This is a genomic window from Clostridioides sp. ZZV14-6009 (assembly GCF_020658095.1).
Taxonomy (GTDB): domain Bacteria; phylum Bacillota; class Clostridia; order Peptostreptococcales; family Peptostreptococcaceae; genus Clostridioides.
Window position 1 is genome coordinate 36903 of record NZ_JAGWDG010000021.1, and the last position, 11155, is coordinate 48057.

General features: G+C 28.4%; 12 protein-coding genes. 7 read left to right on the forward strand and 5 right to left on the reverse strand.

Annotation, left to right across the window (positions count from 1 at the left end; genetic code table 11):
- Positions 1-200 precede the first annotated feature (200 nt).
- The 3 genes from KGF36_RS17930 (at position 201) to KGF36_RS17940 (ending at position 2949) form a co-directional block, all read left to right on the forward strand.
- Entirely contained in the window at positions 201-1055 is an 855-nt protein-coding gene (locus KGF36_RS17930) for a protein-ADP-ribose hydrolase (RefSeq protein WP_227830158.1), read from the forward strand.
- A 189-nt stretch (positions 1056-1244) separates the two neighbouring features.
- A complete protein-coding gene (locus KGF36_RS17935; RefSeq protein WP_227830159.1) occupies positions 1245-2216 on the forward strand; it encodes an alpha/beta hydrolase in 972 nt (323 codons plus the stop codon).
- Between the two features lie 283 nt (positions 2217-2499).
- A complete protein-coding gene (locus KGF36_RS17940; RefSeq protein WP_227830160.1) occupies positions 2500-2949 on the forward strand; it encodes a hypothetical protein in 450 nt (149 codons plus the stop codon).
- A gap of 160 nt (positions 2950-3109) precedes the next feature.
- Here the strand turns inward: KGF36_RS17940 and KGF36_RS17945 are convergent, their stop codons facing one another.
- A complete protein-coding gene (locus KGF36_RS17945) occupies positions 3110-4039 on the reverse strand; it encodes a helix-turn-helix transcriptional regulator (protein WP_227830161.1) in 930 nt (309 codons plus the stop codon).
- A gap of 192 nt (positions 4040-4231) precedes the next feature.
- On the opposite strand from KGF36_RS17945, the gene modA reads away from it, so the two are divergent.
- The 4 genes from modA to KGF36_RS17965 all read left to right on the forward strand — a co-directional run bounded on the left by modA (position 4232) and on the right by KGF36_RS17965 (position 7516).
- Positions 4232-5044, forward strand: a complete 813-nt coding sequence (gene modA, locus KGF36_RS17950; protein WP_227830162.1) for a molybdate ABC transporter substrate-binding protein — start codon at positions 4232-4234, stop codon at positions 5042-5044.
- A 148-nt stretch (positions 5045-5192) separates the two neighbouring features.
- The gene (gene modB, locus KGF36_RS17955; RefSeq protein WP_227830163.1) at positions 5193-5876 is read left to right on the forward strand and encodes a molybdate ABC transporter permease subunit; all 684 of its coding nucleotides are present in this window, start codon (positions 5193-5195) and stop codon (positions 5874-5876) included.
- The gene (locus tag KGF36_RS17960) at positions 5877-6953 is read left to right on the forward strand and encodes a sulfate/molybdate ABC transporter ATP-binding protein (RefSeq protein WP_227830164.1); all 1077 of its coding nucleotides are present in this window, start codon (positions 5877-5879) and stop codon (positions 6951-6953) included.
- 5 nt (positions 6954-6958) lie between these two features.
- Complete coding sequence (locus KGF36_RS17965) at positions 6959-7516, forward strand: sugar O-acetyltransferase (RefSeq protein ID WP_227830165.1); 558 nt, start codon at positions 6959-6961, stop codon at positions 7514-7516.
- Between the two features lie 186 nt (positions 7517-7702).
- On the opposite strand, the gene KGF36_RS17970 is transcribed toward KGF36_RS17965, so the two are convergent.
- The 4 genes from KGF36_RS17970 to KGF36_RS17985 form a co-directional block, all read right to left on the reverse strand.
- Positions 7703-8719, reverse strand: coding sequence for an ABC transporter substrate-binding protein (locus tag KGF36_RS17970; RefSeq protein WP_227830166.1), 1017 nt, complete (start codon positions 8717-8719; stop codon positions 7703-7705).
- Between the two features lie 32 nt (positions 8720-8751).
- Positions 8752-9774 (reverse strand): CD0873 family tyrosine ABC transporter substrate-binding lipoprotein, encoded by a 1023-nt coding sequence (locus KGF36_RS17975; protein WP_227830167.1) that lies wholly within the window; start codon positions 9772-9774, stop codon positions 8752-8754.
- Positions 9775-9927: 153 nt separating this feature from the next.
- Positions 9928-10683: an ABC transporter ATP-binding protein gene (locus KGF36_RS17980; RefSeq protein WP_227830168.1), complete on the reverse strand. Its 756-nt coding sequence runs from the start codon at positions 10681-10683 to the stop codon at positions 9928-9930.
- Positions 10670-11155: ABC transporter permease subunit (locus KGF36_RS17985; protein WP_413926891.1), on the reverse strand; the 486-nt coding region annotated here is incomplete at its 5' end. The genes KGF36_RS17985 and KGF36_RS17980, both read right to left, overlap by 14 nt.

An 11155-nucleotide genomic window follows, 5' to 3' on the forward strand; every position in this document is an offset into this window, starting at 1 on the left:
GTTAGCAAGTAGCATATTATTTCTATAAAGGGTTCTATAAAATACTTAAAATAGTTCTATATTTTGTCTTTAAATATATTAATATTAAAAAATTTACACTTTTAACAGGATTTATGTAAGTGTTTATAGAAATAAATAAGTATGTACATAATACATAATTATTTTTTATAATTCTAAAATACAAGAATGGAGAGATAGCTATGAAGTGGAGAGATTATGCTGATGATGTAAACTTATTTGAGGATTTTGATAGAAGTATCAAACCTCTAACTGACGAACAAAAAAAGAAAAATATAAACACTTTAATTGCATATTTTTCAAAAGAAGTTCCTTCTAAAATATACAATTTATCAAATGATGAAATCAAGCCTAGAGATATACTTAGAGGACTTCTTAATGTATATCCACCAAAAGAAATTGCTCCAGAGATACTGAGTATGTTACATAATTTATTGTTAATTGAATGTGAAGAAAGAGAGTTAGTAGATGTAAATGATATAGAAGAAGTAGAGGAAGGTATTGCTATATGGAGAGGCAATATAACTAATTTAAAAGCAGATGCAATAGTAAATGCTGCAAATAATAAGTTATTGGGATGCCTGCAACCATTACATTTATGTGTAGATAATGAGATACATTCATGTGCAGGTCCTAGACTTAGAGAAGATTGTGACAAAATAATAAAAAAACAAGGACATTTAGAATATACAGGAGATGCTAAAATAACTAGAGGTTATTGTCTACCTGCAAAATTTGTAGTACACACTGTTGGACCTATTGTATCTGGTGGTCAGCCAAGTAAAGAACAGGAAAAACAATTACTACATTGCTACAAATCATCTCTAAATACTATAAGAGAAATTGATGAAATAAAGAATATCGTTTTTTGTGGTATTTCTACAGGGGTATTTGGATATCCAAAAAAAGAAGCAGCTAATCTTGCTGTAAATAGGGTGAGATTGTGGTTAAAAGAAAATCATGAGAAAAATTTAAAAGTTGTATTTAATGTATTCACAGAAGAGGAAGAAGAAAAATATAGAAGAATATTTAGATAGTACTTGTCAATAAAGTATATAGTAATATTTATTAGATGAGGTAATAGCTTATAAATATTAATGATTAAAAAAATATAATTTGTAATTTTAGTAGATTAATAGGTATAATAGAAATCATAAGAGTAGTATAAGTAGTGATTGTATTACTTTTAAAAAACACAATATAGGAAAATTAAATGGTAAATAAATATGAAAAATAGTTTTAAAAATTATATTAGTTTAACAAATAAGGTAATAGTTGTGTCAGTTGTATTTCTGTTAATACTATTAATCATATCGTACATATTTGGAAAATTGGTGTACGATAGCTCAGTTGGCTCAGAACAGTTAATAAAAAAAGAGGATGTAGTAAAAGTATTTTCTGAGAGAAAAGATAAACCATTAGATAAATTAAAAAACTACAAGACAGAGGAGTTAATGATACAAAGTTCTAATAATTACAAACTGGAAAGTCTTTTTATAAATTCAAATATAAAAACAAAAAATACTATTATAGTTGTTCATGGAATTGGAAGTAGTCACTATGAAATGTTAAAAATAGCATATGAATACTTAGATAAAGGTTATAATGTATTGATTTACAATCAAAGAAATACTGGTAACAGTGGAGGCGATAATTTCACATTTGGTCTTTATGAGAGATATGATTTAGATAGTATGGTTAAGTTTGTAAAAAATAAATTCCCAGATGGTAAATTGGGAATCCATGGATTTTCTATGGGTGCAGGAACGGCTACTATGCATACAGCTATAAATTCAGAAAGTCAAGAGGTCGATTTTTATATATTAGATTCTCCATATTCTGAAATGAAGGATGCCATTAGAATGGGAGTAATAGAAAAACATATACCAAATATATTAGTAAATTATGTAGTAGCATGTGGAGATTTGTATAATAAATTTAAATCTGGATTTTGGTATAGTGATGTAGAGCCATATAAGGCAATCGAAAAGAGTAATGTTCCTATACTATTTATACATGGAACAAAAGACACTGTTTGTAATTATCAAAATAGCCAAACAATGTATGACTTAGTCAAACATAATAAAAAAGAGCTATGGCTTATAGAAGGTGTTGAACATGTCGCTGGATATGACTCTGATAGTAGAACATATTTCAATAGAATTTTCAAGTTTATAGATAGTAGTATTATTAATTAATAGAAATTAGTTGTATATTTCAAGGGGGTGTCTCAAAATGAACTTTTTAGTTCATGAGGCACTCTTTTTTGTATGAAATCAACTATATTTTCATCATTTCAACAATGACAAAGAGGCTTATCTCTATTTTGAGACAGTCCCTTTTTCATATTAAATATAAATGTTTAATATGAATTAATTGATTATGAAAATGAAAATAACTACCAATTAAATTCACTTATACCTCAAATAAAAGATTTAGTATTATATATAACAAAATCTAACGAAAAGAGAGGTAGTATATATGAAAAACAAAAATAATAAAGAAAAAGGCATGTTGAATGTGAGAGCATTAAGAGTTTTGGGATTACTATTGATATTTTTTGATTATACAGGAGATACTTTAAATTTTTATAACTTTTTTGCTAAACCCTTAGTATCAGGAAGTTTATATCAACCAGGAGGAGCCGACTATATAGTATTGTTATTATTTGTTGCAGAATGTGTATACTTAGTAGGAAGATACACATTAAAAGTTAAAATAAATTGGAGTGAAGTTATTGAAAATGAAAAAGATAATTTTATTAATAATTTATTAGTTGAGAAAATACAAGAAGAAAGCAACTTTGTATATAACCTATTAAACTCATTTATTTTACCACATGTATACAAGATAGGAGAATTATTCATATTTAAAACACATAACGCGTTAATCTACATTAAGGAAAAATACTATTATGTAAATATATATTAATATATATTTAACTGTTTAGTGTATTGAATTCTATATATGACTATTAAGACGAATAGTATAGGTTTCTTTGATAGGTTAAGTTTTTTGATATACATAAAAATCGCAATTTACCTTACTATTAATTTATAAGTCTTGTAAAAATAGATTGCGATTTTTATTTTTAAACTTCTGCTATGACTTTACCTGTGTCAATCAAATCATATCCACCAAGACCCTGAAGTTCAGCCTTAAATTCAGCTGAATTAATTATACTAATTATAGTTTGGTAGACAGGGTTTTTTAAGTCTTCTTTTTTTATGACCAAATCATAGCGTTCCTTGTGAAGAGGAATAAAGTCAATATTGTTTACTTGTAGAGCAGCTTTTTCATTGCCCAATCCAACATCAGCTATACCACGAGAAACCTTACTTGCTACGCCTAAATGTGATAATTCTTCATTATAATAACCATTTATATCAGTGCCATTAAAATTTAAAAGTCTAAGTTTGCCATCAAGCAAAACTCTAGTTCCAGCCCCTTTTTCTCGATTTACAAGTGTTATATTTGGTCTGGTTAAATCCTTCCAATTTTTTATTTCCTTAGGATTTCCTTTAGCAACGTAAAAACCTTGCATTCTATAAGCTAGATTTATAAGTACACATGGGATTCCTGGTAACAGTTTTTTAACAAAAGTACTATTGTATTCATCTGTTTCAAAATCCCATAGATGGGATGATGCTATAGAAACCCTGCCATTATACAATTCATATAGAGCATTATAACTGCCTATATAAGAGCGAAATGTATTTACTCTATCTAATTTTTTTTCAACAGACCTAGCTAAAATATCTAATATTACATCTTGACCAGAAATAATAATTTTAGAATTATTATCAATATCTATATTTTTATTGTTAAAATGTGTATCTTTAATTTTACTAGTTTTCTGATTGTTGATATATTCTTCAACATCTTTAATATCAACTCTTATTTTTTTACCTACTTTGTAAGAAGGAAGCTCACCTCTTTTGATTAATTCATATACAGTATTTTTTGTTATTTTTAATAGTTCAGCTACTTCAACAGGTGTCAAAGATGATAATGAGTCCATAATCCACCTCCATATAAGGTTATTTTAACATTAAAAAAAGAAAAATGTAGAAAAATATTTAAAAGTAATATAAATAATTTACTTGAAAATTTATTAGCAGGTATATATAATTAAGTTATACATAACAAAACATGATAAAACATGATAAAACGAATTAAAATATGTATCAAATTTACAAAAAGGGAGAGTATTATGAAAAAAATATTGGGAATATTAGGACTAGTTGCATGTTTAACTTTGGGGACAGTTGGATGTAGTAGTAAAGAAAGTCCAAAAGATGATGGAAAAGAAGAACAAACAAGTAAAAGTAGTGAGGCAGTAGAATTAAACATATCAGCTGCAGCAAGTTTAAAAGAAGCAATGGCAAAAATTGAAGAAGAATACAAAAAAGTTGATTCCAATGTAAAACTTACAGTTAACTATGGAGCATCAGGTTCGCTTCAACAACAAATAGAACAAGGTGCACCATGTGATTTATTTATTTCAGCAGGCCAAAAACAAATGAAAGCTTTAGATGAAGAAAAGTTATTGGTTTCTGATACTATGAAAGATTTAGTTAAAAATGATTTAGTTCTTATTTCTTCTGCTGGTAGCGATGTATCTAGTATGAAAGACTTAACTACAGATAAAGTAAAGAAAATTGCAGTTGGAGAAGCTGAAAGTGTTCCAGCAGGTAAATATGCAGATGAAGTATTAACTAATTTAAATTTAAAAGATACATTGAAAGATAAATTAGTGTTTGCAAAAGATGTAAAAGAAGTTTTAGCATGGGTACAATCAGGAAATGCAGATGTTGGATTCGTTTACTTTAGTGATACTGTTAATAATGATAAAATAAAAGTAGTTGAAAAAACAGATGAAAAAACTCATTCACCTATTACATATCCAGTTGCAGTAATTGAAGCTAGTAAAAATGCAGATGCTGCTAAGAAATTTGAAGAATTTCTATTAAGTGATGCAGGACAAAAGATTTTTGAGGAATTTGGATATAAAAAAGTAGAATAAGTTTAAAAATAATTTATATATAATTAAAAAGAAATTGTATATAGATAAATGAAAATTGAAAATAATTGTATATTATAATAAAATGGAAATAGTGAAATTAATAGATTTATTAATTTCACTATTTCCATTTAAATTAAGGAGGGAAAAAATGGGGACAGATTGGTCACCTTTATGGATATCACTTAAGACAGCTTTTTTGTCAACGATAATAACTTTTATAATAGGAATATTTGTGTCATATATTATGGCTAACTATAGAGGTAAGTGGAAAGGTCTTATAGATGGTATATTTACACTTCCATTAATTTTGCCACCCACAGTTGTTGGATTCTTTTTATTGTTGTTATGTGGGAAAAATGGCTTTGTAGGTAAATTTTTACTGAATTTTGATAAAACCTTAATATTTAGCTGGACAGCAACTGTAATCTCAGCAGTAGTAGTATCTTTTCCTATGATGTATAGAACCTCAAGGTCAGCTTTTGAACAAATTGATAACAATATGTTGTCTGCTGCTAGAACCTTAGGTCTTAATGAATGGAAAGTTTTTTTAAAGATTGCAGTACCATTAGCTTGGCCTGGGATAATAGGTGGACTTGTGTTGTCGTTTGCCAGAGCACTTGGAGAATTTGGTGCTACACTTATGATAGCTGGAAATATACCTGGCAAAACTCAAACGATGCCAATCGCTATATTTTTTGCAGTTGAAGGTGGAGATATGAATAAAGCTATGATGTGGGTTATGATTATTGTAGCAATATCTATAGCAATGATTTTATTATTAAATTATTGGTCGGAATTCCAGCAGAAAATAATAGGAAAGAGGTGTAGATAGTTGAGTTTATATGTAGATATTGAAAAAGATTTATCCTCTTTTAAATTAAAAGTAAAAATTGAACAGGAAAAAGGAATTTTAGGATTTTTAGGTGAATCTGGTTCTGGAAAAAGTATGACATTAAAATGTATAGCAGGACTTGAAAAACCTACAAGAGGTAAGATTATATTAAATGAAAGAGTGTTGTTTGATTCTGAAAAAAAGATAAATTTATCAACACAAGAAAGAAATGTTGGTTTTTTATTTCAAAACTATGCATTATTTCCACATATGACTGTAAGCCAAAATATCGAACTTGGTCTTTCAAAGTTAAGTAAAGATGAAAAAAAGGAAATAATAATGAAATATTTAGAAATACTTAAATTAAATGGATTTGAGGGGAGATATCCTTGGCAATTATCTGGTGGGCAACAACAAAGAGTGGCACTAGCTAGAGCATTAGCTACATCTCCAGATATACTACTTTTAGATGAACCTTTTTCTGCATTAGACCATCATTTGAGGAGTAATATGGAAAAAGAACTTATGAACATGTTAAAAGATTATAAGGGAGATATATTGTTTGTTACTCATGATATTGAAGAAGCTTACCGAGTTTGTGATGATATTATGGTTTATAATAAAGGAGAAGGTCTTCCCAAAAGACCTAAAAAAGAACTATTTGAGTTTCCAAAATATCTTATAGAAGCAAAAATAACAGGATGTAAAAATATATCTCGATTAAATAGAATAGATGAAAATACTATTTACGCCACAGATTGGGGATGCAAGTTGACATTAACTGGAAACATAGGTGATAATATAGAATATGTGGGAATCAGAGAGCATCATATTAAGGTTTTAGATTCTAGTGAAAATTTAGATGGCAAGTTATGTTTTCAATTAATTAACATCATAGAAAATCCATTTACATATACTATATATGCTAGAAACCATAATTTATCTAGTGAAAGTATGCCTATTCAAATAGAATTAGAAAAAAACAAAATGAGATTTGAGAAGGGAGACAGCATTTATTTAGATTTTCCACAGGAATATTTATTTTGCTTTAAGTACAATTACAACGAAAAGGAGTAAATTATATGACTGAAAAAGAAAAAATGTTGTCAGGTCAAGGTTACTATGCAAGTGATGAATTGTTAGTAAAAGAGAGAGAGTATTGTAGAAAATTAACTAGATTATTTAATAATACTTTGGAAGATGAGTATGAAAAGAGAGCAGATATTTTAAGACAACTATTTGGTTCAGTTGGTAATAAAATAAATGTGGAACAAAGCATAAAGTGTGACTATGGATATAATATACATGTAGGTGAAAATTTTTTTGCAAATTATGACTGTATTTTTTTAGATGTATGTAAAATTGAAATCGGTGATAATGTAATGTTAGCTCCAAATGTTCAAATTTATACAGCTTATCATCCAATTGATGCACAGCTTAGAATTTCAGGAATAGAGTATGGCTCACCTGTAAAGATAGGGCATAATGCATGGATAGGTGGAGGAGCAATTATAACTCCAGGAGTTACTATAGGTGATAATGTGGTAATAGGTGCAGGAAGTGTGGTTACAAAAGATATACCATCAAATACTATAGCAGTTGGAAATCCATGTAGAGTAATAAAGAAAATAGAAAAATAAGCTTATTTATATAAATAAGTTAAGAGTATTTACATACTATCTTTAAATAAATAATGTATTAAAAGTAAAAATATATGCCTGTTTTATGTCTTGAAAAACTCATAGAAACAGGCATATTGATTGTATACAAAAATCTCATTGAATTTTACTTTGTTTTAATATTTTATATTAATTAGAGTAGCCAAATTATTTATTTTCAGTTTTAATATAAACTATATTCTCGTCAGAAGGTTTATCTATAGAAAGTGCCTTTAGAGTATCTTCATTAATAATTAAATTAGTTTCTTCTAAACTTGTTATAGGCATATCTGAAACTTTAGATTCTCCTTTTAGAATCTTAACAGCCATCTCACCAGTCTTATAACCTAATTTTTCATAATCTATACCTTGGCAAGCCAATGCTCCACCTTTTACCATACCCTCTTCTGCAGCTATTATAGGTATTTTGTTTTTAGTAGCAAGTTGAGAAACTATAGGCATAGAAGATGCAAGTAAATTATCTGTAGGAGCGTAAATAACATCTACATTACCCATTAAACTAGAAGCAGCTTGATTTATTTCACTAGAAGAACTAATTCCTTTTTCAACAATTTTAAGGCCTTTATCATTTGCATATTTCTTCAAGTTATCAACTTGAACTTTAGAATTTACCTCGCTAGTATTATATATAACACCTATAGTCTTTGCTTGTGGGATGAGTATATCAAGAGCCTTTAAACTCTTATCAATAGGTGTAAAATTGGAAGTTCCAGAAACATTTTTACCTGGTTTATCTAAAGAATCTGCAAATCCAGCAGAAACAGGGTCAGTTACAGCAGTTATAAGTATAGGTATATCTTTAGTAGCATTGTATGCTGCCTGAGCAGATGGAGTAGATATAGCAAATATCAAATCTTTTTTATCAGAAACAAATTTACTAGCTATAGTTTGTGTAGTAGGCATATCATTTTGAGCATTTTGATAATCTATTTCTATATTTTTACCATCTTTAAATCCATTATCTTCTAGAGCTTTAATGAATCCTTCTCTAGATGCATCTAAAGCTTGATGCTCAACCAATTGAGTAATACCAATTTTTTTAATTTCATTATTTTTATCAGATGATTTATTTGAATCATCCTCATTATTTTTAGAACAACCTGTAATGGTGGATACACTAAGAACACCAATTAAAATTAAATTTATCAACTTACTGGACTTCATTTTGACCACTCCCTCATAAAAATCTATTATATTTATTCTTGTTTAGTTTTTACATAAGAAATATTTTCATTAGAAGGTTTTTCCATACCTAAAGCTTTTAATATATCTTCATTAACAATGATATCTGTATCATCTGATGTAGCTACAGGCATATCAGAAACTGATTCACCATTTAAAATTTTAACAGCCATCTCACCTGTTTTGTAACCAAGTTTTTCATAGTTTATACCTTGACAAGCAAGAGCACCTTTTTCAACTGGACCAGATTCAGCTGCTATAACTGGAATCTTATTTTCAGTAGCTATTTTAGAAACTATAGGCATAGAAGAAGCTACTAAGTTGTCAGTAGGAACATATAAAACATCTATCTTACCAACTAAACTAGAAATTCCCTGATTGACTTCATTTGAAGTAGTTATCCCTTTTTCAACAACTTTAAAACCATTTTTAGAAGCATATTCTTTTAAAGCATCCACTTGAACTTTTGAATTAACTTCACTAGTATTGTACATAACTCCTATAGTTTTTGCCTTAGGAGCAAATATTTTAAGAAGTTCTAAGCCTTTTTCCACAGAAACGAAATCTGATGTTCCAGATACATTTCCACCTGGTTTTTCAATTGATTTAACTAAGCCAGCAGCAACAGGGTCACTGACAGCAGTTATAAGTATAGGTATATCCTTAGTTGCATTGTACGCTGCTTGAGCAGATGGAGTAGATATGGCAAATATTAAATCCTTTTTATCAGATGCAAATTTACTTGCAATACTTTGTGTAGTAGGCATATCATTTTGAGCATTTTGGAAATCTATATCAATATTTTCTCCATCTTTAAATCCATTTTTTTCTAAGGCTTTTACAAATCCTGTTTTAGTAGCATCTAATGCTGGATGTTCAACCAATTGAGTTATACCAATTTTTTTCACTTCTTTATCTTTAGAGCTATTTTCTTGTTTAGAATTGCCAGAGTCTCCACCTTGTGAACATCCTGTAAGCATAGATACTCCAAGAGCACCAGCTAAAATTAAACTTACCAATCTTTTTTTATTAATCATTTTTATATCCCCCTCAAAAGTTTTATTGTTATATGTGTTCATATATTCATATGAATTGTTGTAGTATTGCTAAAAATATTATGACTTTAAAATTATTTTATAAATAAACTAACTTGTAACTAAGCTAAAATTAAATTATCATAATAGATACTTTTAAACTGCATATTCAAATTTTTCTAATATTTCTTCAACTGTTAATTTTTCTTTTTCTTTTCCCTTTACATCTAAGACAACTTCACCTTTATGGAGCATTATCAATCTATCTCCATACTGAAGAGCATGCTTTAAGTTGTGAGTTACCATAAGGGTAGTTATATTTTTTTTTCTTACAATCTTATCAGTTAATTCAATTACTTCATTTGATGTCTTTGGGTCAAGTGCCGCTGTATGTTCATCAAGTAATAAAACTGAAGGGCTTGTTAAGCATGACATAATTAGTGAAAGTGATTGTCTTTGACCTCCTGATAAAAATTGTACTTGTACGTCTAGGTATTTTTTTAAATCCAGAGAAACTCCTTCTAATAAATTTTCTAGAAAATCTCTTTTATAACGAAGACATTTTTTTAGATTCAATAACTTACCTTTATTAAGAGCCAAGGATAAGTTTTCTCTAACTGTCATAGAAGGACAAGTTCCTAAACTTGGGTCTTGAAAAACTCTACTTACTATTTGAGTTCTTCTATGTTCAGCTAAATTAGATAGATTGTGTTTATTTAATAATACTTGACCAGAAGATTCTTTTATAAGACCCGATATTATATTTAATAAAGTGGATTTACCAGTTCCATTACTACCTATGATACTTACAAATTCACCATCTTCTATGTCAATTGATAAATTTTCAAATATAGTATTAGGTTGACCGTATGGATTTGGGAAACTCTTTGAAAGATTTTTAATTTGTAACATCTATAACACCTCTTTTTTCAGATTTATTTTTGGTACTAGCTTTGTACTTGTTTTTTTTTAGTGAGATATTTAAGTTACCAGTAGCTAAGAAAGCTATTATAACTATGGCAGTTATCAGTTTTAAATCAGTTGATAGCATACCTAAACTCATTGCAAAGTATATAGTGAATTGGTATATGAAAGAGCCAACAATTATTGCAGTAGTATCTTTAATAAAAGTGAATTTCTTAAATAATGTAATACCAATTATGATAGAAGCAATTCCAAGTACTAAAGTTCCAATACCCATATTTACATCTGAAAATCCTAAGAATTGAGCCATCAAACTACCAGATAAAGCTATAAGTCCATTTGAAATCATAAGTCCTAATATTTTTATAGAACCAATATTTATGCCCAAAGATTTAATCATTTGAGAGTTGTCACCAACACCTTTTAGAGTGTATCCAAGACCTGTCTTTAAGAATAAATC

What these genes read in the sequence shown, in the direction of transcription:
- KGF36_RS17980 (WP_227830168.1), bottom strand. Translation starts at nt 10,683, where the DNA reads ATGTTACAAATTAAAAATCTTTCAAAGAGTTTCCCAAATCCATACGGT.
- KGF36_RS17945 (WP_227830161.1), bottom strand. Translation starts at nt 4,039, where the DNA reads ATGGACTCATTATCATCTTTGACACCTGTTGAAGTAGCTGAACTATTA.
- KGF36_RS17935 (WP_227830159.1), top strand. Translation starts at nt 1,245, where the DNA reads ATGAAAAATAGTTTTAAAAATTATATTAGTTTAACAAATAAGGTAATA.
- KGF36_RS17965 (WP_227830165.1), top strand. Translation starts at nt 6,959, where the DNA reads ATGACTGAAAAAGAAAAAATGTTGTCAGGTCAAGGTTACTATGCAAGT.
- KGF36_RS17970 (WP_227830166.1), bottom strand. Translation starts at nt 8,719, where the DNA reads ATGAAGTCCAGTAAGTTGATAAATTTAATTTTAATTGGTGTTCTTAGT.
- KGF36_RS17975 (WP_227830167.1), bottom strand. Translation starts at nt 9,774, where the DNA reads ATGATTAATAAAAAAAGATTGGTAAGTTTAATTTTAGCTGGTGCTCTT.
- KGF36_RS17940 (WP_227830160.1), top strand. Translation starts at nt 2,500, where the DNA reads ATGAAAAACAAAAATAATAAAGAAAAAGGCATGTTGAATGTGAGAGCA.
- modA (WP_227830162.1), top strand. Translation starts at nt 4,232, where the DNA reads ATGAAAAAAATATTGGGAATATTAGGACTAGTTGCATGTTTAACTTTG.
- modB (WP_227830163.1), top strand. Translation starts at nt 5,193, where the DNA reads ATGGGGACAGATTGGTCACCTTTATGGATATCACTTAAGACAGCTTTT.
- KGF36_RS17930 (WP_227830158.1), top strand. Translation starts at nt 201, where the DNA reads ATGAAGTGGAGAGATTATGCTGATGATGTAAACTTATTTGAGGATTTT.